The sequence below is a fragment of the Aggregatibacter kilianii genome (assembly GCF_003129965.1).
Classification (GTDB): Bacteria; Pseudomonadota; Gammaproteobacteria; order Enterobacterales; family Pasteurellaceae; genus Aggregatibacter; species Aggregatibacter kilianii_A.
Map to the genome: position 1 here is coordinate 152,846 of NZ_NRCJ01000006.1, position 20,725 is coordinate 173,570.

Here is a 20,725-nt window from a genome sequence, read left to right on the forward strand (position 1 = left end):
AACATCCGTTGAATTTTGTTACCGCACTTTTTCGCTTTATTTCAACAAATAAGCTCTTAACTGCGCAAAATCGTTATCCATTTCGTCCGATAACAACGGCAGTTTGTTGTGTTTATCCAAGGCTTCCGGCAACGGCAGGGTGACATCCAAAATGCGTTCAACGGATTCTTTGAATTTTGCCGGGTGCGCGGTGCACAGGAATAAGCCGGTTTCGCCCGCCAGCAAATCCTGTTTTAGCACTTCATATGCCACGGCGCCGTGCGGTTCGCACAAATAGCCAAGTTGATTCATGGCACGCAAGGTGTCTTCCGTTTGCGCGTCAGAAAGGGCGGCGGAATGCAATTCGTTTAACGCCCAACTGTTACGTTTGAATAATTCTTCCACGCGCGGCCAGTTGTTCGGGCGGGACACGTCCATGGCGTTGGAAAGGGTAGCAACGGTGGCATTCGGCGACCAGTTTCCGCTGTGTAAGTAACGCGGCACGGTGTCGTTAGCGTTGGTGGCGGCGATGAAGCGTTTAATCGGTAAACCGAGGGTTTTGGCGATTAAGCCTGCGGTCAGGTTGCCGAAGTTACCGCTTGGCACGGAAACAACTAAATTATCGCGTTTTTCTTTTGGTAATTGCGCTGCCGCTTCAAAGTAGTAGCACACTTGCGCCAACAAACGGCTGATATTGATGGAGTTGGCAGAATTTAAGCCGATGGCTTGGCGTAATTCCGCATCGTCAAAGGCTTGTTTTACTAAGGCTTGGCAAGCGTCGAAATCGGCGTTGATGGCGACGGTACGAATATTGCCGCCAAGGGTACAGAAGAGTTTTTCTTGTAACGGGCTGATTTTGCCTTTCGGATATAAAATCACCACCTCAATATTTTCTAAACCATAGAACGCGTGGGCAACAGCAGCACCGGTGTCGCCGGAAGTCGCCGTTAAAATGGTGATTTTGCCGTCACCGCGCACGGTGGCAAGCGCTTGTGCCATGAAACGTCCGCCGAAGTCTTTAAAGGCAAGTGTCGGTCCGTGGAACAATTCTAGCGCATAAATATTATCTTCCACTTGCACCACGGGCGCCGGGAATGTGAAGGCGTTGCGTACCATTTGTTCAAGTTGCGCCTGTGGGATTTCATCGCCGATTAAGGCACCGAGAATTTTTTGGCTGCGTTCAACTAACGGCAATGCCAACAGTTCGTCGATGTTGCTTAAGTGCGGTATGTTTTGCGGGAAAAATAAGCCCTGATCTTTGCCCAACCCTTGGCGTACCGCTTGGGCGAAATTTACTTGTTCTTCGGGGTGTTTGATGTTGTATAAATTCATGGTTAATTCCGTGACGTTGACATTAACGGCAGGTTTTCTACCGTTATGGGAAGTTACTTAATTCGGTTATACGGCATGATTTGCGGCGGATTGGTCACCAATGCGAGCATCACATAATCAGTTCTTTTATCTACGGTTAATCCGCAGAAGGCGAATGCCATATTGTGAATGCAACTTACGTCGGCGCGGCTTAATACATGCGGGTATTGCTCGAAGAAGTTTTCGATTTGCGCTTTAGAGGAAGTTTCCAGTTTACATTCACCGTTGGCTTCACACACCGGAGACCAACTTTTCCCGGCATTTTGGGAGCCATCCGCCAGCCATTGTTTTCCTTTAAGTTTTAAACGAAATTGCACATCGGTATTATTTTGATGCGGATCTAATAAGACATAATCACCCGCTACTTGTGGCGGCAAGCCGTCAGCTAAGGCTTCGGCGTTTGCGAACGGGGAAATAAGGCAACTGCAAAAAAGTGCGGTAAGAATTTTTTTCATTTTTTATCCTGTTATCGTTGCCGGTTAGCCCAACTCTCGGGCGCCGGCATTATCGACCTTGCAGATATGTACAAAGCCTTCATTGTTTTGTAAATAATGGTTCTCTAAATAGGTGGCGAGTTTTGTCGCATGAATTAAATCCGGTGCGATGGCAAAAATCGTCGGGCCGGAGCCTGAAATGCCCGTGGCTAACGCACCTAGGTCGCGGGTCGCCTGTTTTACTTCCGCATAATTCGGTAATAAGGCTTCACGATAAGGCTCTGCAATCACATCTTTCATCATCATTGCCGCCAGATTTTCCTGTTGCGTGTGGCAAGCATGCACGAATCCGCCGAGATGGCGGCCGTGCGCAATGACATCCTGGCGGGTATAGCTTTTCGGCAAAATGGCGCGGGCTTCGGCGGTGGACACTTCAATGCCCGGATACGCCAGAACCCAATACCAGTTATCGAAAAACGGCAATTTTTGGCAAATGTTACCGAGGGACTGCACCATAAATTGTACGCCGCCTAAATAACAAGGCGCTACATTATCATAATGGATAGAACCGGAAATCCGACCTTCCAGTTCGCCCATCATTTCCAACAATTCCATTTTGGAAAACGGCTCATTGTGGTATTTGTTCAACGCCACCAGCGCCGCGACGATGGAGCAGGCACTGGAGCCTAAACCGGAACCGATCGGCATATTTTTCTCTAAGGTCAGACGCAACGGTTTCACTTTAACATTACGCAATTTGAGCTGTTCGCTGAATAACACATACGCCTGATAAACGATGTTTTTTTGCGGCTCTTTCGGCAATTTACGCACAAAATAACCCGCACTTTCCAGCTCAAAACCGTTGGCGATAGGTTCGATTTGTACCACATCGCCCAATAACGAGCCGTCAATCGGCGAAATTGCCGCACCCAGCGTGTCGAAACCGACACTGATATTGGCGCTGGATGCCGGCGCATAGATTCGTAACATGGGGGCTCCGTTTAGTGTTTCAAGGTTCTTAAAATATCGGCGAAAATCCCGGCGGCTGTGACTGCATTGCCGGCGCCGTAGCCGCGTAATAATAACGGAATCGGCTGATAATAACGAGTATAAAATGCAAGGGCGTTTTCACCGTTTTTCACTTTGTAGAGCGGATCGTCTTTGCCCACTTCCATAATAGATACTTTACATTTGCCGTTTTCGATTTGTCCCACATAACGTAAGACTTTTTCTTCCGCTTTGGCTTTTTCCACGCGGGCGTTAAATTCACTGTCCAGTTGCGGCAACATTGCCATAAATTCTTCGGTGGATTTCCCTTCAGCAAAGCCTTTCGGTAGTACACCTTCCACTTCGACGTCTTCCAATTCCAGTTCCAAACCGCTTTCGCGCGCTAAAATCAGTAACTTGCGGGCAACGTCCTGACCGGAAAGATCGTCACGCGGATCCGGCTCGGTAAAGCCTTTTTCACGGGCAAGGGCGGTGGCTTGGGACAGCGTTAGCCCTTCTTCTAATTTGCCGAAAATAAAGGACAGAGAGCCGGATAAAATGCCGTCGAAGCGTTCCACTTCATCACCGGCAGCAAGTAGATTTTGCAGATTTTCGATGACCGGCAAACCGGCGCCTACGTTGGTTTCATACAGGAATTTACGCTGGTTTTTATGTGCCAATTCGCGCAGTTTGTGGTAATAGTCCAAGGCGCGGGTATTGGCTTTTTTATTCGGGGTGACCACATGGAATCCTTCTGCCAAGGCGCGTTCGTATAGACTCGCCAAGGATTCTGCCGACGTGCAATCGACGAAAACAGGATTTACGACATGATGTAATTTGATGAAAGACAGCAACACATCAAAATCTGAAGGCTGAGTCGCATTTTCTAAATCCGCTTGCCAATGATCTAAATTCAAGCCGTTTTCATTGAGTAACATTTTATTGGAGTTGGCGAGGGCGCAAACGCGGATTTCAATGTCCTTCTTTGCCAGATATTCCTTTTGATGTTTGATTTGTTCGATCAATTCGCCGCCCACACCGCCGACGCCCACGAGAAACACTTCAACGAGTTTTTTATTGTTAAATAACGCTTGATGCGTGGCTTTGACCGCTTCAATGGCTTTATTTTGCGCCACCACGGCAGAAATGGAACGTTCGGAAGAACCTTGTGCAATGGCGTTAATGCTGATGTTGGCTTGTGCCAATGCAGAGAAGAAGCGGGCGGCAATGCCTTTGGCTTGACGCATACCGTCGCCTACCACGGAAATAATGGATAAATCTTTGATGACTTCAATCGGATCCAATTGATGGGCTTTCAATTCCTGCGCAAATTCCGCTTCCAAGGCTTTTAATGCAACGTCCACGGATTTCACCGGCACGCAGAAGCTGATACTGTATTCGGAAGAAGATTGGGTGATTAAAATGACCGACACCTTGGCGTTGGACATGGCAGAAAACACGCGGGACGCCATGCCGACCATGCCTTGCATGCCCGGGCCGGACACGTTGAACATTGCCACATTATCCAAATTGGTAATGCCTTTCACCTGCAAACCTTCGGATTTAATGTCACCGGCGATAATAGAGCCCGGCGCGCCGGGATTGCCGGTGTTTTTAATTAAGCACGGGATATTCGGACGCACTAACGGACCGATGGTGCGTGGGTGAATGACTTTGGCGCCAAAATAAGAAAGCTCCATGGCTTCGCGATAAGACAGACTTGGCAATAGGCGCGCATCCGGTACTAAGCGTGGGTCGCAGGTATAAACGCCGTCAACGTCCGTCCAGATTTCGCATACGCTGGCACCCAAACAAGCGGCTAAGCAAGCGGCGGAGTAGTCGGAACCGTTACGCCCCAATAACACCAATTCGCCTTGATCGTTACAGGCGGTAAAGCCCGCCATTAACACCACTTTGTCTTTGCCGATGGATTTTGCATCTACGCGCTTGGTGGATTCTTCAATATCTACGGATGACTCCAAATAGCTACCTTGTGCGAGTAATTGTTTGACCGGATCAACGACATGAACACCATAACCGTTAGCTTCAAACCAAGCTTTCATCATGGCGATGGACAGTTTTTCACCGCGACAGTCGATAGTGGCTTTGATGGCATCTTCCACTTTGCCGTCCTGACGGATTTTTTCCAATAAAGAAGCGATTTGTTGAAATTCTTGGTCGATGATGTGTTTGGTGCCGGCAAGGTCGAAGTTGTTGTTTTTGGCGTGTAAGCCGTTAATGATGGTGTAGAAAATATCTAATGCTTCGTTGAAATGGGAATCGGTGGGTTGGTTTAAACTGGCTTTTTCGGAAAGGGCGACAAGATGGTTGGTGATTTTCGCAGGTGCCGATAAAACGCCCGCCGCCTGCTCTTCCAAATGGGCTTTTTCAATGATTTCAGCCGCCTGTAAAAACCGTTCCGGATTGGCTAACGAAGTGCCCCCAAATTTAAGTACGCGCATGATATTCTCCTGATAATGTGATGTTTGAATTTGCATAAAAAAACCCGCTCTTTGGAGATGCGGGTTTATGAATTTTGTTCTTTAACGCACTAGCCCGCCCCATTAATCATCGTAATGGTAATAATCATGGTGGTTGGCATAATCATAAAAGTGCGGTTGTTTTTCATGGTGTTTTTGCGTGAAAAAAGAATGTGCTTAGAAATACCGAAATTTTATTTACTTGTCAAACAGAAATCAGCGAATTTTGGATTATTTTCTAACTTTTTTAGTTGAGGTAAAATTGCCGGGTATTTTGATTCAAAGGAGAGAATATGATTGCAGAAAATATTGCCCGCATTCGGCAGCAAATTGCACAATGCGAAGCGGCTTCCGAGACAAAAAGTGCGGTCAAATTGCTGGCCGTTTCCAAAACCAAACCCGTTGAAGATATATTAACGGCGCATCAAGCGGGGCAAACAGCATTCGGGGAAAATTATGTGCAGGAAGGCGTGGAAAAAATTCAATATTGCCAACAGCATAATATCCACTTGGAATGGCATTTTATCGGACCGTTGCAGTCCAATAAAACCCGTTTGGTGGCAGAACATTTCGACTGGATGCAAACCCTTGAACGCGCCAAAATCGCCGATCGTTTAAATGAACAACGCTCGCCGCACAAAGCGCCGTTAAATGTGTTAATTCAGGTGAATATCAGCAATGAAGCCAGCAAATCCGGCGTTCAGCCCGAGGAAATCCTTCCCCTTGCAAAACACGTGGAAAATCTACCGCACTTACGTTTGCGCGGTTTGATGGCGATTCCCGAACCCACCGACGATGTGGCGCAACAGGAAAATACGTTCCATCAAATGCGGTCATTGTTCGAACAGTTAAAACAAGCCTTGCCGAAGGCGCAAATCGATACGTTATCCATGGGCATGACCGATGATATGCAAACCGCCATTAAATGCGGTTCCACCATGGTGCGCGTGGGTACGGCGATTTTTGGTAAGCGCGTCTAATTGTGTTAAAAATGCGGTCAGGGTAAAACACCCCAAAATTACTCAATCGAATCAAGTTCAATTGTTCACCCCCGTTGGAGCGGTAGACAAAGCCAACGTTCAAAAATCCGTTGGATTTTATTCACAAGTAAGCAGGCTTACTTGTTCACCCCTAACGGGGCTGTTGGCAGAGCCAACATTCAAAAAATATAATTTTTTGTGTGACCGCACTTTTAGCCCTCCTGCGCCAGCCTTTTCCGTACACTAGCCTGTTCGGACTTGCTTAATTGTTGATATTGCATAATCACTTTGTCTGCCGTTAACGCCTGTTCAGCCGGGGCGAAAAGGGATTTTACATAATCATTGGCGGGTTGTTGCTGAATTTCATTGGATGTGCCCACTTGCACCAGTTTGCCGTTGTGCATCACCCCAATTCGACACGCCAATTTCAATGCTTCCTGCATATCGTGGGTGACAAACACGATGGTCGTGCCGAATTTTTTGTGGATCATAGAAATTTGATCTTGCAAGGTCGTACGCACCAGCGGATCCAACGCAGAAAATGGCTCGTCCATCAGCAATAAATCCGGCTTGGCGGCAATGGCGCGAAGAATGCCGATACGCTGTTGTTCACCTCCGGACAATTCATGGGGATAGCGCTGTCGGTATTGCTCGGGCGGTAAATCCACCAATTCCAACAACGCATTCACGCGGGCTTTGCGTTCGCCTTTTGACCAACCAAGAATGTCCGGCATCAACGCGATATTTTGTGCCACGGTCATGGTCGGAAACAGGGCGATTTGTTGCAACACGTAGCCAATCCTGTGGCGAAGCGTGCGGATGTCATAATCCTTAATCCGTTTGCCTTGAAAATACACGTTGCCGTCCGTGGGTTCGGTCAACGCATTAATCATACGCAAGGTGGTGGATTTGCCGCTGCCCGAACCGCCCACCAACACGAAAAACTCGCCTTGATAAATGGTGAGATTGAGATCCTGCACCGCATATTGCCCGTCATAATGCTTGCCTGCGCCGCGAAATTCGATAAAAGGAGAAGTTTGGATATTCATAAATTTTTCCAGTAAAAACTATACGACTAGCTCTGACATAAATACAAGCGCTGTAATCATCCAAAATATAAAGCACATTAAAAAAATTAGATTTCTTTTAGAAAGAAGGGACTTTAAAGAAATTAATTGATTACACTCACCCAATCTTTGGAGACATTCTTTTTTCTCATCATTTTGTAAATGTTTATCTATAAGAACATCTATATAAGTTATATATTCAGAATAAGAGTACAGCTTGCTACCAAATGGAATTTCTTCTTTTCGGAATTTAGCAACTTTATTTGCGAATAGTATGAATACAAATATCAAAGCAATTATTTTCACCCACCATGGTGACACACCATAGCACCCCAAGGTAGCTAAAAATAACCAAACAGACTCATCATTTAGTCTTGTGTGGTAATTCGTTATAGAAAAATTAAGTTTCTCTATTTCTTCAATAATTTCTAATTTTGTCATAATCGTTATCTCTCGGAATAAATATAGTTAACTACTTGTTCGAAACGAAGTGGCACCCGTCCTAGCAATTGCGCTAAATCGGGGGAAACTTCCGCCAGTTCGCCTTTGGCGATTGCTGTGTAAGTGGAAACCCAGGCTTCGATTTGCCAGTCGGGGGTGTCGGGATAGTCGTGTTTGCGGCTGGCGAAGGCTTCGTCCAAGGTTTCGTTGTGATAGCGATAAGTCTTGCCGGTGATTGTCGTCAACATATTGGCAATTTGACTAAAGTTGAGGGATTCACTGCCTGTAAGCGTATAAGTGCGGTCGGAATGTACGGTGTTTTTTCGGGCGATGTCCGTCAACACATTTGCCGTCGCTTCTGAGACGTCTTTTTGTGATACGCACGCCACGCGCCCATTTTCCGCAGGGCCGGCAATCACATTTTCCGCATTGGCAAGGTGCGCCATCATTTCGCTATAAAAATTATCGCGTAGGAAGGTGTAATGCATTGCTGTTTGACGAATTGCATTTTCGGTCACGGCGTGGGTGCGCGCCAGTGTAAAAGTGCTGTCTAACGACGCGCCGGCAAAGGAAAGATAAACCAGATGTTGCACACCTGCCGCTTCGGCGGCACGCACTAGGGTTAAATGTTCCTGCTCGCGCGTCGGGCTTTCCGCCGCCGACACCATAAACAGCAAATCCACGCCGCTCAAAGCAGTTTTCGCCAGTTCAAAATCGCCATAGCTAAAACGTCGGGTTTCCATGTTGGGTAAATTCGGCGCTTTGGCAGGATTGCGTAACGGCAAAATCAATGAAAAGCCGCGTTCGCTTAAATGGCGTGCCACCATGCCACCGATATTTCCGCTTGCGCCTGTAATTGCAATGTTCATGTTGTTCTCCCGTTATTCGTTGATGACAACCACTTTACCAAAGCCTGTCGCACTTTGTAAAAACCGGTGCGCTTCCGGCACTTGTTCTAGGTTAAACACGCGTTCAATCAGAATGTTCACGTTAAATTGTTCGATATAACGGAACATTTTTTCCAATCGTTCTTGCGAAACCAAGCCTGAATAAAAAGTGGTGAGATAGCTGTTGTGTTTAAGCTCAATAATCGGGTCGAATTCGTTGAGATACCATTGATTGCCGAGTTGTCCTGTGCTACAAATCATGCCGTTTTCATTGATGTGCTTGAAAGAATCACGCAGTGTTGCGGGCCCTACCAGTTCAAGGATTTTGTCGTAGGTGTGTTCTGTTTGCAGTACGCCGTTCGTTTCTACAATGATTTGATCAAATCCGACCGACAGTAGGCGTTCGGCTTTTGCTGAATTTCTTGTGCTACCGTGTAAAACTATCTGCGGAAATTGCGCTTTGAGCAGCTGAGCAAATGCCACGCCCACGCCACTGCTTGCGCCACGTACCAATACACACTCTTTGGGTTCAATGCGTAATTGTTGCATTGAGCCAAAGGCGGTGTAATATGTTTCGGGAATGGCGGCAAGCGTTGTCCAGTCCAGATGGGTTTCAATCGGGTAAATTTGCTCGTTGGGTAGTAGTACATATTCCGCATAACTGCCGTCAAACGCGCGCCCCATTTCGCCCATAATGGAAATCACTTTTTGCCCAACTTGAAGTGCAGATGTGGTGCTTTCTGTCACTTCGCCCACGCATTCAATTCCTAAAATTCGGGGAAATTGCACACTTGGCGATTTCCCTTCGCGGGTAAAAATTTCCGAATGATTGATACCGAAGCCTTTGACTTTAACCAACGACCAACCGTTTTTGACTTGCGGTGTCGGCACTTCTTGGTAGATGAGTTTGTCGGGAGAGCCGGGTTCATAAATTTTGATGGCTTTCATATTTTTCCCTCTACTTCATTTTGTCCAAATATTCTCTCGCCACAGCTTCCGCACTTTCTCCCTGCACTTTCACCCGATAATTCATTTCGCTCATTTCTTGTTCGGAAATGCGGTTGGCGAGGCGGTTAAGTGCGGTCAAAATTTGCGGATTTTTGGCGGCAAAGTCCGCACGCATGAGTGGTGCGCCTTGGTAAGCGGGGAATAAATTGATGTCATCTTTCAGCAAGCGAAGCTGATATTGTTTCAGTTCCGCATCGGTGGAATAGGCTTCGATTAAATCAATTTTGTTATTCAGCAACGCGGTGTAACGCAGTGCAGGCTCAAGGGTGGCGATGTTTTTAAGCACAATGCCTTGAGCCTTCATGCCTTTGTAGCCATCGGCGCGGTCAAGAAATTCTAAGGTAAAGCCCGCGCGAATTTGGTTTTCGACGTTACGTAATTCGCTGATGGTGCGCAGTTGATGCGCTTCGCCATAGCTTTCTTTTACCGCTAGCGCGTAGGTGTTTTGATATGCCATTGGCGGTAGCAACGTAAGATGGAATTGTTCCGCCAATAATTGTTTGCCAAGCTGATAGGTGGCTTCAGGGGAAATATGACGGTTTTTCTGTTCATTAGGAACCTGCACCAAGGTTTCCAACACCGTGCCGGTAAATTCGGGGTAAATATCAATTTCGCCGCTGTTTAAGGCATTAAATAAGAAGGCGGTTTTGCCGAAATTCGGTTTAAGTTCCACCTGAATATAAGGATTTTCTTGCTCAATCAACTGCTTATATAGATTAATCAGAATATCGGGTTCGCTCCCGAGTTTGCCTGCAATCACGACTTTTTGTGTTGGCGTGTTGCCTGACATTACCGAAGAAACTTGTGAAAAACCAACCGCACTTAGCCCTAAGATTAAGGCGATGACAAGGGGTTTTTTATGGCGAGTTTTTTGCAAAATGCCGATGAACCCACTCACACCAATGGCGAGTAAGGCTGAAAGCAACGCGCCGGTAAACATCATCACCATATTATTGCGATCGATCCCGAGCAAAATCAGATTGCCCAATCCCCCCGCGCCAATCAGCGCCGCCAAGGTTGCCGTGCCGATAATCAACACTGCGGCGGTGCGGATGCCCGACATCATTGCCGGTAACGCCATCGGCAGTTCAATGCGCCACAAGGATTGCCAGCGGGATAAGCCAAAGGCGGTGTAAGCATCTTGAATGGATTGGTCGATTTGGCTTAAGCCCAGATAGGTGTTTTGGAAAATCGGGAGTAGTGCATACAGCGTCAGCGCGATAAGCGCAGGTGCTGAACCGATGCCGACGAAAGGGATGAGCAAACCAAGTAACGCCAGAGATGGAATGGTTTGCAAAACATTGGTGAATTGCAACACCAGTTCTGCCAGATGACGTTTCCGCGATAACAACACGGCGGCAGGCACGGCAATCGCCACGGCGGCAAGTAATGCCAACAGCGAAAGCCAAAGGTGGGTGAGCAACATGGCGCTGACTTCAGACAAGGTGAAGGGGAGCGTTTCAAACATAGATTCGTCCTTAAAACTGAGAGTATTTGGATTGTATCGGTTTTGAGGCGATAAGGGAAATGGGGTTCGTCAATAGACATAATAAAGTGCGGTCGTTTTTCGGGATGTTTTACATCATTTCTACATCTCAACGGAAAAAGAAAAACGCCACTTTTCATCAAAGTGGCGTTTCGGAGAGAGATGACAGAAATTATTTTGCCAAGACGTTTTGCAGTGCTTGGTAAATAATTTGTGCTTGTTCGCCGGAGAGGGCATTTTTATTTTCATCGGAAATAACGACCGCACTTTGTTTGCCGACAGCGGCAAGCTGCATTTGGTAAGTGCCTTTTTCTAAGTCAGGTAGTTGCATGCCGACCCGTCGCCATTCCTCTTCGGAGAGCGGTTTGTAATCCAGTTCGCGAATACCGCGGCTACCGGTTTCTTCCTTAATTTCAAAACCCAGTTTCGGCAAGGCGGAACCTAAACGTTGCCAAGCGTTATCAAAGGATGTGCCTAAAACTAAAGCGGTTCTGCCGTTGGAATCGGTAGAGATCGCTGATTGAATTGGTGAGGATGAGGCACTGTTCAGATCCTGTTGTTGTTTTTGATACGCAGAATTTAATTCGCCTACCAGTTGATTTAATCGATCGGAAGCATAGCGTTGTTTGTCCGTAAAGTTCGGCGTGTAAATGGTGTCGTCACGTTTCATTTGTTGCACGGAAACCACCAATGCGCTGGCGTGTTGCGCGTTAATTTCTTCAATTTGATAACGGATTTTGGTGTTTTCCAAGTCATCGGCACGACCGGTATTCGCCCAGTCGGTGACTAATTTATTGCCTTCGACAGTGTAGCTGATGTCCTGTTCTTTTAACAGGCGTTCAACCTGTTTTAGGTTGTAAACGCTTTGTTTGTCCGGCGTATAAGCGATGAGTGCGCGTTCGCCGTCAAACTGAGTGACGGAATTGTTGATAATAGCTAAGGGCAGCGATGGCGGACGAATATCGACACCGTCGGTTCGACTGATTTTGACTTGCGGTAATTGATACTCTGCGCTTTGTGCCGGTAAGTTGACACCGCCACTGGCTAAGGGCGAAAAATATGGTAATTCGTTGTTAGATTTTTGATAGGTGTCGCCTGCTTGTTGTTTGCTTTCGTTGCTGGTGGAGCAGGCGGTAAGTACGGTGACGATTGCGACAGTTAATAGCCACTTTTTCATAAATTACCCTTTTGGTTCATGATTAGGATGGTACTTGAAAATTGTCTTTTTTCGACAGAATAATACTTGAAAAGTTCAGGGCCTATGTGTATAGACCCTGATGATTATTGTGTTAAACCAAACCGGCGGCTTTTAATGCGTCTAACACTTTCGGCTGAGCTTGTTCGCTTAAGGTGGTGAGCGGCAAACGTAAAACCGGCTCTGGGATCAAGCCTAATTTATAACACGCCCATTTCACCGGAATCGGATTGGATTCTACAAACAGGTTTTTATGTAATGGCATTAGGCGTTGGTTAATTTGCTCCGCTTCATCAAATTTACCGGCGCGGGCTAAATGGCACATTTTCGCCATGTCTGCCGCTGCTACGTTATTGGTGACAGAAATCACGCCTTCTGCGCCTAATTTCATGGCTTCGAAACCGGTGGCATCATCACCGCTTAAAATGATGAAATCTTCGCCGGCAAGTTGTTTGATTTTTTGTACGCGGCTTACGTCACCGGTGGCTTCTTTGATTCCCACAATATTACTGATTTTTGCCAGACGACCGACGGTTTCCGGCAATAAATCGCTACCGGTACGTCCCGGTACGTTATAGAGGATTTGTGGAATATCGGTACATTCGGCAATTGCTTTGAAGTGTTGATACATGCCTTCTTGAGTCGGTTTGTTGTAGTAAGGCACAACGGATAAACAGCCGGCAATGCCGCTGTTGTTGAGTAATTTGGTCATGGTGATGGCTTCGCTGGTGGCATTGGCACCGGTGCCGGCGATAACAGGAATGCGACCTGCGGCAAATTCAACGGTCTTCAGGATGGTTTTTACATTTTCATCAATGCTTAAGGTTGCGGACTCACCGGTCGTGCCGACGGAAACGATAGCGTCAGTGCCGCTCTTGATGTGAAATTCCACTAATTTTTTTAAGGTTTCGAAATCGACTTCACCATGGCTGTCCATTGGTGTGACTAACGCAACAATACTACCTTGAAATAAAGGATGATTTGACATAAAAGCCTCCGTTTTATTTGTTATTTTGTCATCGGAATCCGAATAAAAAGGGATCGAAAACCGTTGTGTTTGCTTGCTAATAGCTATTTAAGATCGCTAAAATAGCCTTAATTTGCAAGAGATTTTTTTATTTTTTTGTATTTTAAGAAGGATTTCAAATGGAAACATTAAAAGTTGGCGAAAACGCACCGCACTTTACCTTGTTAGATCAACACAACCAAACGGTGTTTTTAACACAATTTCAAGGTAGAAAAGTGTTGGTTTATTTTTATCCGAAAGCCTTAACGCCGGGCTGTACGACACAAGCCTGTGGTTTGCGCGACAGCAAAACGGAACTGGAAAAATTAGGCGTAGTGATTTTAGGTATCAGCCCGGACAGCCCGAAAAAACTGGCTCAATTCGCCGAAAAGAAAGCATTGAACTTCACTTTGTTGTCTGACGAAGATCATCAGGTTGCCGAACAATTCGGTGTGTGGGGTGAAAAGAAGTTTATGGGACGCACTTTTGACGGCATTCACCGCATTAGTTTTTTAATTGATGAACAGGGCAAAATCGAGCAAGTATTTGATAAATTTAAAACCACGGATCATCATCAAGTGGTCTTGGATTATTTACAAAAATGATGTGTCTTTGGCTTGAAATGAAACGACCGCATAAAAAGTGCGGTCGTTTTTTTAAGTGTTTTTACCAGTAATAATTCAGTTTTACACCGAGTTGATTTTGGCGTTCTCCGTGTTTGCCTTGATTTACCCCGGCATAGGCGGATACATTCCAATCTTGCAAACCGATACTTAAGCTGGCGTCATTGTGCCAATAAGGTCCGATGTTTACGCCAAATTCTTTACCGTTAACATTTTGGTTGTAGGATTTACCTAAGGTCGTTACATAGTAGGTTGAGAATGCAGGCGTCACTTCAATGCCGTCAACCGTATAGGTGTTACTGAATTTTAACCCCGCATGGTAAGCCACCATGCTGAAGCCCGGACTTCTGACCGATAAGCCATTTACTTCACCGCCGGTAGAGCTTAAGTGATGGTAACGCAAGCCCCAGATTGGCGTGACTTTCAAATCCTCGAATTCAATATCGTAGGCGAAGTTCATACCAACACTGATAATTTTACGTTTAAGTTTACTATCGCCAATTTTACTGCTTGACCAGCCGTAACCAATATCAATGGATTTGCTGTATTCATCAAAGTTTTGTTTGGCGTATGCTGTGATTTTGGTGAACGTGTTTTTGCCGCTCAACGGGCCATATTCATTGTTCGTTTTGGCGTGAGTAAATGTGCCGCCTAAAACAACACCATTGTCCAACTGTGCTTCGTCGTTGCCTAAAGTAATTTGGCTACTCTTCGCGCGATAATTTTTGGTATCGCCACCACGACCATGCATATCACTATTAACATACTCTACCCAAACACCACCTAGAGGACGATAGAAGTTACTTCTATCTAATTTTCTGTCTAAACGTCCTGACAGATCCAAATTCAAGGCATTTAAGATTGCCGCATCGGAAACAATCGCATTGCTTACAAACATTTCATTTGGATTGTAGGCTGCGGTTGGTGCTTGCGGTGCTACTTCCGCTTCTGCGCTTTCTGCAAGGGCGACAACTTCAGGCTGAGAGGTTACTTCTGTTTCGCTAATAACTGCAGCTTCCGTAAGGACCGGCTCAAGAGTCTCCGGCATAGCTGAAGGCACTTCGGCAGTTAATAATTTTGCAACGGCAATGGTGGCTTCGTCACCTGATTGAGGATTTCCTTCTGCCTGTGCTACGACCTCGGTTGTGGTTTGGTCTGAATTTTGTGCAACCGTTTCTACAGGTTGAGGATTTTCAGAAGCACCGGATACCTCATCTGCGTTAACGATAACCTCTGTTGTTTCGATTGTTTCGGCAAGAGATTGGTTGTGGGTAATTTCAAGGTGTTCCTTTGGTGTACTATCCGCTGTGTTCTCTACCTCGGCATTTTCTTCATGGATTGCCTCAATATCCAAAGGTTCCATGTCATTAGCCAAATTCATAGAGGAAGCCGAGCGAGCAAGAATAACAGGATTTTCCTCCGGTTTTTCTTCAATTTTTTGAGAGACGATTTCCTGTTCGCGGGCGAGACGTTGTGCTTCTTCCTGTTCTACACGATTACGTTCAAGTCGGGCATTTTCTTCCTGCTGACGTTGCGCTTCAATTGCGCGTTGACGTTCTTCTTCCGCCGCTTTTTGTTGACGGGCGAGCTCCTGTTCACGGGCGAGACGTTGGGCTTCTTCCCGTTCAGCACGCTCACGTTCCAGTCGGGCATTTTCTTCCTGCTGACGTTGCGCTTCAATTGCGCGTTGACGTTCTTCTTCCGATGCTTTTTGGCGGGCGATTTCTTGTTCGCGGGCGAGGCGTTCGGCTTCTTTATATTCGCGCTCAATTTGAGCCGCTTCCTCTCTGAGCTTTTGCTCTTCAAGGGCACGCTGACGATCTTCCTCTTCCGCTTTTTGACGTGCAATTTCTTGCTCACGTGCTAGGCGTTCACGTTCACGACGAGCAAGCTCTTCAGATTTTTTACGCGCTTCTTCTGCTTTTTTATTCGCAATTTCTTCTTCGCGGGCACGACGTTCCGCTTCTAAACGCTCACGTTCTGCATTTGCCAATTCTTCTTTTCTGCGTTCTTCTTCAATAGCTTGTTGGCGAAGTTTTTCATCGGTTTGCTGATTTGGTGTATCTTGTTTTTGTTCGATAAGCGCACGTTTAACCCGAGCAACTTCCGCTAATTTATTTTGTTCATCAATCGCTTGTTGAAGTTTATTCGCTTTAATTTTTTGACGGGCAATCTCTTGTTCGCTTGCCAAACGTTCAGCTTCTTCCTGTGCTTTCTGTTGTGCGTCGGTTAAATGCTGTTGGTTTGTATTTTTTAGTTTTACTGCAGCAAGGGCTTGAGTTGCCTGATGATACTCTTCGGTTTTTTGGCGGGCCGCTTCTTGTTCGCGAATTTTACGTTTGGCTTCTAAATATTCACGTTGAATAAGTTCGGCATTTTTTTGTGCGAGTTCTTTTTCTTGAGCCTGACTTTGTTGACGTTTTTCTTTTATTTGAGCGATTGCGCGCGCTTCCGCTTCTTTTTGTGCGGCTTCTGCTTTTTGGCGGGCAATTCTTTGTTCGGATGTAATCCGTTGAATTTCTGCTTGCTGAGGATCAACGGATTCTTTTGGTGTATTAGCAATATTACTTTTCTTTTGAGCCTGTGTTTTGCCTTTAGTTTTAACCGTGGAGGATTGTTGATTATTTGTTTGGGAAAGTGTATCGGAGGCAAAAGCAGGTTGGTTAAATACCAGTGCGATAGCGGTTGCTATAATTGAATAGCGAAAAGGTTTTAGTAGGTTTTTCATAGGGCTTAGGATTTATCTAAAAATAAAGTTCTAAATATATTTATAATGCTGTACTTTTAAAAAATAATACAATGAAAGCGGCGTTATTATATTCCTAATATATTTTTTTTTAAATATATTTTTAATAGGAAATATTAATAGAAATAAAATACAAAAGTGCGGTGCGTTTTACAAAACTTTTGAAAAACGCACCGCACTTTTTATGGGGAGAAATTAATTAATGCGTGCTGGTACTGGTGGTGGTTCGATTGGCACGTTTACGATCCGTTTCCGTTAATAATTTTTTGCGGATTCGGATAGATTGCGGGGTAATTTCCACCAATTCGTCATCGTCAATAAATTCAATGGCTTGTTCCAAGCTGAATTTAATTGGTGTCGTCAACGCAATGGCATCATCCTTACCTGAAGCGCGCATATTGGTGAGTTTTTTCCCTTGTAAGCAGTTCACGGTTAAGTCGTTGGAACGACTGTGAATGCCTATGATTTGCCCTTCGTACACTTCGGCACCGTGATCAATCATCAGTTTGCCGCGTTCTTGCAAGCCCCATAAGGCGTAAGCCAAGGCTTTACCGGTAGCGTTGGAAATGAGCACGCCGTTTTTACGTTGACCGATTTCGCCCGGTTTCACGTCGTCGTAATGACTGAAACTGGAGTAGAGCAATCCGGTACCGGAAGTCATGGTCATGAATTCGTTACGGAAACCGATTAAGCCACGGCTTGGAATGACGTATTCCAAACGGGTGCGACCTTTGCCGTCCGGTACCATGTCTTTCACTTCGCCTTTGCGGATACCTAAGGCTTCCATCACGGCGCCTTGGTGTTGTTCCTCAATGTCGATGGTCACTTGCTCGAACGGTTCTTGTTTATGTCCGTCAACTTGTTTGAAAATCACTTTCGGGCGGGATACGGCCAATTCGTAACCTTCGCGACGCATGTTTTCGATTAATACGGATAAATGCAATTCGCCGCGACCGGAAACGCGGAATTCATCCGGGTTCGGGGTTTCTTCCACGCGCAATGCCACGTTGTGCACTAATTCTTTGTTCAAGCGTTCTAAAATTTGGCGGGAGGTGACATATTTGCCTTCTTTACCGCAGAATGGCGACGTATTGACGCAGAAGAACATGGTCACGGTCGGTTCGTCAACGCTTAATGCCGGCAAGGCTTCTACGTTGTTGATGTCGCAAATGGTGTCGGAAATGTTCAGTTCGCCTAAGCCGGTAATCGCCACGATGTCGCCTGCACTGGCAATGTCTTCTTCGTAGCGTTGTAAGCCAAGGTGACCTAATACCTGCCCGATTTTGCCGTTGCGGGTTTTGCCGAAGCTGTCGATGATGGTGACGCTTTGGTTTGGTTTAACCGTACCGCGTTTAATGCGCCCCACACCGATAACACCTACATAGCTGTTGTAATCCAATTGGGAAATTTGCATTTGGAACGGTGCATTAAGTTCCACTTTCGGTGGTTCAACGTGCTCGACGATGGCTTCAAATAACGGCGTCATGTCGGCGGCTAAATCTTCGTGATCCAAGCCTGCAACCCCGTTTAAGGCGGATGCGTAAATAATCGGAAAGTCTAATTGTTCGTCGGTAGCACCAAGGTTGACGAATAAATCGAATACTTGATCTACAACCCAGTCCGGACGGGCGCCCGGGCGATCAACTTTGTTGATGACCACAATCGGTTTTAAACCGTGGGAGAAAGCTTTTTGTGTGACAAAACGGGTTTGCGGCATCGGACCGTCGAAGGCATCTACAACCAACAATACGGAATCCACCATGGATAATACGCGTTCCACTTCGCCGCCGAAGTCCGCGTGTCCCGGGGTGTCTACGATGTTAATGCGGTAACCGTTCCAGTTAATGGCGGTATTTTTTGCCAAAATAGTAATACCGCGTTCTTTTTCGATATCGTTAGAGTCCATGACGCGCTCATCGGCATCGCCGCGAGTCGCTTCTAATGTGCCGGATTGTTGTAATAGTTTATCCACTAAAGTGGTTTTGCCGTGGTCAACGTGCGCGATAATAGCGATGTTGCGTAATTTGTTAATATCTATTTGATCTGTCATTGAGAGTTCTTGAGCTAAGTTAAAAAATTCTGATTTTTTCCACCGCACTTTTGGCCTTACAGGGGGCGGAAGGGCGCAGATTATACAACGTTTTAACATGATCGGCTATTAAATAATGGCGGAAAATTTGAACGAAATCAGAAGAAAAGAGACAAATTCTGTGATCGTGATCCCGCTAAAAATTTGTGAAATAAAATAGTGCGCGTATAAAGAATGGATTGATTTTTGATTTTTTATTTTGTTATTTGTGGTGATTTTTAGATTTTATCTAATTATTTATTTTTATTGTTTGTTTTTATTCAAAAACCACTTGAATTTTATGAATGTTATGCTATTTTTACACGCATTCTTTTTTCTTTCATTTTACCCACATCTATTACAGAGGATTTACTTATGTCCAACGCGATTGAGAATGTATTCAAGCTCATTGAAAAAAATGACATCAAATTTGTATTACTGCGTTTTACCGATATTCAAGGCAAAGAACATGGTGTTTCCCTGCCGGTAAATTTGATTGATGAAGATTTATTTGAAGACGGCAAAATGTTTGACGGTTCTTCCGTTGAAGGTTGGAAGGCGATTAATAAAGCGGATATGTTATTAATGCCGATTGCCGAAACCGCCGTTGTTGATCCTTTCGCACAGATTCCGACCCTTTCTCTTCGTTGTAGTATTTTTGAGCCGACCACTATGCAAAGCTACGATCGCGACCCGCGTTCTATCGCGCTTCGCGCAGAAAATTACATGCGCTCTACCGGTGTGGCGGATCAAGTGTTCTTCGGACCGGAGCCGGAGTTTTTCCTGTTTGACGACGTACGTTTTGATGTCTCTATGAACGGCAATTCTTATCAAGTGGACGATATTGAAGCGGCATGGAACACCAATAAACGTTATGAAGATGGCAACAATGCCTATCGCCCGCTGAAAAAAGGCGGCTATTGCGCTGTGGCGCCGAACGATACGGCGCACGACATTCGTTCCGAAATGTGTTTGTTAATGGAAGAAATGGGCTTGGTGATTGAAGCGCATCACCACGAAGTGGCCACCGCAGGGCAAAATGAGATTGCAACGAAATTCAATACGTTAACCTTGAAGGCGGACGAAACTCAAATTTATAAATATATCGTACGTAATGTGGCGTATGAACACGGCAAAACAGCCTGTTTCATGCCGAAACCGATTACCGGCGATAACGGCTCCGGCATGCACTGTAATATGTCCTTGAGCAAAGACGGCAAAAATATTTTCCAAGGGGATAAATATGCCGGGCTTTCCGAAACTGCATTGTATTACATCGGCGGGATCATCAAACACGCGAAAGCCTTAAATGCCTTCACCAACCCAAGCACCAACTCTTACAAACGTTTGGTGCCGGGTTTTGAAGCACCGGTGTTGCTGGCATATTCCGCAAGTAACCGCTCCGCCTCCATTCGCATTCCTGCAGTGACCAGCCCGAAAGCTATTCGTGTGGAAGCGCGCTTCCCGGATCCGCTGGCGAACCCGTATTTGGCATTTGCCGCCTTATTGATGGCGGGCTTAGACGGCGTGGTGAATAAAATTCATCCGGGCGATGCCATGGATAAAAACCTGTACGATTTGCCGCCGGAAGAATTAAAAGAGATTCCAGCTGTGGCAAGCTCTTTGGAAGACGCTTTGAATGCGTTGGAAAAGGATTTTGAGTTCTTAACCCAAGGTAATGTGTTTACCAAAGATTTCGTCAACGCCTTTATCGGCATTAAACGCAAAGAAGTGGAGCGTTTGAACATGACACCGCATCCGGTGGAATTTGAAATGTATTACTAATTTAAGCGAAAAAGAAAAGGCGGTTTGATACCGCCTTTATTTTTTTAAGAAAGTGCGGTCACAAAAAACAACGGTTTTTTTTTACGCACCTTTTTTTGTTTTTATACAAAAACCAAAAAAAATTTTTTTTCAAATTTAAGGTTTTAGGCAGGTTTTTTTTAAGAAAATTTTAAAACCTAAAA

General features: G+C 45.7%; 16 protein-coding genes. 3 read left to right on the top strand and 13 right to left on the bottom strand.

Translation table 11 applies throughout. The features are described from left to right. Positions 1 to 36: 36 nt before the first annotated feature. The 4 genes from thrC to thrA are packed head-to-tail and all read right to left on the bottom strand — an operon-like array spanning position 37 to position 5,233. On the bottom strand, positions 37 to 1,311 hold the full coding sequence (thrC, locus tag DK430_RS06115) for a threonine synthase (protein ID WP_109078206.1): 1,275 nt from the start codon (positions 1,309 to 1,311) through the stop codon (positions 37 to 39). A gap of 53 nt (positions 1,312 to 1,364) precedes the next feature. Then, positions 1,365 to 1,805, bottom strand: a complete 441-nt coding sequence (locus tag DK430_RS06120; RefSeq protein WP_109078207.1) for a hypothetical protein — start codon at positions 1,803 to 1,805, stop codon at positions 1,365 to 1,367. 24 nt (positions 1,806 to 1,829) lie between these two features. Continuing rightward, positions 1,830 to 2,774, bottom strand: a complete 945-nt coding sequence (gene thrB / locus DK430_RS06125; protein ID WP_109078208.1) for a homoserine kinase — start codon at positions 2,772 to 2,774, stop codon at positions 1,830 to 1,832. A gap of 11 nt (positions 2,775 to 2,785) precedes the next feature. Next, a complete protein-coding gene (thrA, locus tag DK430_RS06130) occupies positions 2,786 to 5,233 on the bottom strand; it encodes a bifunctional aspartate kinase/homoserine dehydrogenase I (RefSeq protein ID WP_109078209.1) in 2,448 nt (815 codons plus the stop codon). 311 nt (positions 5,234 to 5,544) lie between these two features. On the opposite strand from thrA, the gene DK430_RS06135 reads away from it, so the two are divergent. Further along, positions 5,545 to 6,231, top strand: a complete 687-nt coding sequence (locus DK430_RS06135) for a YggS family pyridoxal phosphate-dependent enzyme (RefSeq protein WP_109078210.1) — start codon at positions 5,545 to 5,547, stop codon at positions 6,229 to 6,231. A 212-nt stretch (positions 6,232 to 6,443) separates the two neighbouring features. Here the strand turns inward: DK430_RS06135 and DK430_RS06140 are convergent, their stop codons facing one another. From DK430_RS06140 to dapA, 7 genes are all read right to left on the bottom strand, one after another. Continuing rightward, positions 6,444 to 7,280, bottom strand: a complete 837-nt coding sequence (locus tag DK430_RS06140; protein WP_109078211.1) for an ABC transporter ATP-binding protein — start codon at positions 7,278 to 7,280, stop codon at positions 6,444 to 6,446. 18 nt (positions 7,281 to 7,298) lie between these two features. Continuing rightward, positions 7,299 to 7,739: a hypothetical protein gene (locus tag DK430_RS06145; protein ID WP_109078212.1), complete on the bottom strand. Its 441-nt coding sequence runs from the start codon at positions 7,737 to 7,739 to the stop codon at positions 7,299 to 7,301. A gap of 5 nt (positions 7,740 to 7,744) precedes the next feature. After that, positions 7,745 to 8,608, bottom strand: a complete 864-nt coding sequence (locus DK430_RS06150) for an SDR family oxidoreductase (protein ID WP_109078213.1) — start codon at positions 8,606 to 8,608, stop codon at positions 7,745 to 7,747. Between the two features lie 12 nt (positions 8,609 to 8,620). Then, a complete protein-coding gene (locus tag DK430_RS06155; protein WP_109078214.1) occupies positions 8,621 to 9,574 on the bottom strand; it encodes a zinc-binding dehydrogenase in 954 nt (317 codons plus the stop codon). A gap of 10 nt (positions 9,575 to 9,584) precedes the next feature. Then, positions 9,585 to 11,102, bottom strand: a complete 1,518-nt coding sequence (locus DK430_RS06160; RefSeq protein WP_109078215.1) for an ABC transporter permease/substrate-binding protein — start codon at positions 11,100 to 11,102, stop codon at positions 9,585 to 9,587. Between the two features lie 190 nt (positions 11,103 to 11,292). Continuing rightward, positions 11,293 to 12,297 carry an NlpB/DapX family lipoprotein gene (gene bamC / locus DK430_RS06165; RefSeq protein WP_109078216.1) on the bottom strand — a complete coding sequence of 335 codons (1,005 nt, stop codon included), beginning with the start codon at positions 12,295 to 12,297 and terminating at the stop codon, positions 11,293 to 11,295. A 112-nt stretch (positions 12,298 to 12,409) separates the two neighbouring features. Continuing rightward, positions 12,410 to 13,303 carry a 4-hydroxy-tetrahydrodipicolinate synthase gene (dapA, locus tag DK430_RS06170; RefSeq protein WP_109078217.1) on the bottom strand — a complete coding sequence of 298 codons (894 nt, stop codon included), beginning with the start codon at positions 13,301 to 13,303 and terminating at the stop codon, positions 12,410 to 12,412. A 158-nt stretch (positions 13,304 to 13,461) separates the two neighbouring features. Here dapA and bcp point away from each other — a divergent pair, with 158 nt between their 5' ends. Beyond that, complete coding sequence (gene bcp / locus DK430_RS06175; RefSeq protein ID WP_109078218.1) at positions 13,462 to 13,926, top strand: thioredoxin-dependent thiol peroxidase; 465 nt, start codon at positions 13,462 to 13,464, stop codon at positions 13,924 to 13,926. Between the two features lie 61 nt (positions 13,927 to 13,987). On the opposite strand, the gene DK430_RS06180 is transcribed toward bcp, so the two are convergent. Together DK430_RS06180 and typA are read right to left on the bottom strand one after the other, a co-directional pair. Then, complete coding sequence (locus DK430_RS06180; RefSeq protein ID WP_109078219.1) at positions 13,988 to 16,672, bottom strand: adhesin; 2,685 nt, start codon at positions 16,670 to 16,672, stop codon at positions 13,988 to 13,990. Positions 16,673 to 16,889: 217 nt separating this feature from the next. Then, positions 16,890 to 18,740 (bottom strand): translational GTPase TypA, encoded by a 1,851-nt coding sequence (typA, locus tag DK430_RS06185; protein ID WP_109078220.1) that lies wholly within the window; start codon positions 18,738 to 18,740, stop codon positions 16,890 to 16,892. Positions 18,741 to 19,133: 393 nt separating this feature from the next. Here typA and glnA point away from each other — a divergent pair, with 393 nt between their 5' ends. Further along, positions 19,134 to 20,543, top strand: a complete 1,410-nt coding sequence (gene glnA, locus DK430_RS06190; protein WP_109078221.1) for a type I glutamate--ammonia ligase — start codon at positions 19,134 to 19,136, stop codon at positions 20,541 to 20,543. Positions 20,544 to 20,725 lie beyond the last annotated feature (182 nt).

Bases quoted from the DNA above. Each gene is read 5' to 3' on its own strand.
- DK430_RS06140 (WP_109078211.1), bottom strand. From the start codon at position 7,280: ATGAATATCCAAACTTCTCCTTTTATCGAATTTCGCGGCGCAGGCAAG.
- typA (WP_109078220.1), bottom strand. From the start codon at position 18,740: ATGACAGATCAAATAGATATTAACAAATTACGCAACATCGCTATTATC.
- bcp (WP_109078218.1), top strand. From the start codon at position 13,462: ATGGAAACATTAAAAGTTGGCGAAAACGCACCGCACTTTACCTTGTTA.
- thrB (WP_109078208.1), bottom strand. From the start codon at position 2,774: ATGTTACGAATCTATGCGCCGGCATCCAGCGCCAATATCAGTGTCGGT.
- DK430_RS06120 (WP_109078207.1), bottom strand. From the start codon at position 1,805: ATGAAAAAAATTCTTACCGCACTTTTTTGCAGTTGCCTTATTTCCCCG.
- glnA (WP_109078221.1), top strand. From the start codon at position 19,134: ATGTCCAACGCGATTGAGAATGTATTCAAGCTCATTGAAAAAAATGAC.
- thrC (WP_109078206.1), bottom strand. From the start codon at position 1,311: ATGAATTTATACAACATCAAACACCCCGAAGAACAAGTAAATTTCGCC.
- DK430_RS06150 (WP_109078213.1), bottom strand. From the start codon at position 8,608: ATGAACATTGCAATTACAGGCGCAAGCGGAAATATCGGTGGCATGGTG.
- DK430_RS06145 (WP_109078212.1), bottom strand. From the start codon at position 7,739: ATGACAAAATTAGAAATTATTGAAGAAATAGAGAAACTTAATTTTTCT.
- bamC (WP_109078216.1), bottom strand. From the start codon at position 12,297: ATGAAAAAGTGGCTATTAACTGTCGCAATCGTCACCGTACTTACCGCC.
- DK430_RS06155 (WP_109078214.1), bottom strand. From the start codon at position 9,574: ATGAAAGCCATCAAAATTTATGAACCCGGCTCTCCCGACAAACTCATC.
- dapA (WP_109078217.1), bottom strand. From the start codon at position 13,303: ATGTCAAATCATCCTTTATTTCAAGGTAGTATTGTTGCGTTAGTCACA.
- DK430_RS06160 (WP_109078215.1), bottom strand. From the start codon at position 11,102: ATGTTTGAAACGCTCCCCTTCACCTTGTCTGAAGTCAGCGCCATGTTG.
- thrA (WP_109078209.1), bottom strand. From the start codon at position 5,233: ATGCGCGTACTTAAATTTGGGGGCACTTCGTTAGCCAATCCGGAACGG.
- DK430_RS06180 (WP_109078219.1), bottom strand. From the start codon at position 16,672: ATGAAAAACCTACTAAAACCTTTTCGCTATTCAATTATAGCAACCGCT.
- DK430_RS06135 (WP_109078210.1), top strand. From the start codon at position 5,545: ATGATTGCAGAAAATATTGCCCGCATTCGGCAGCAAATTGCACAATGC.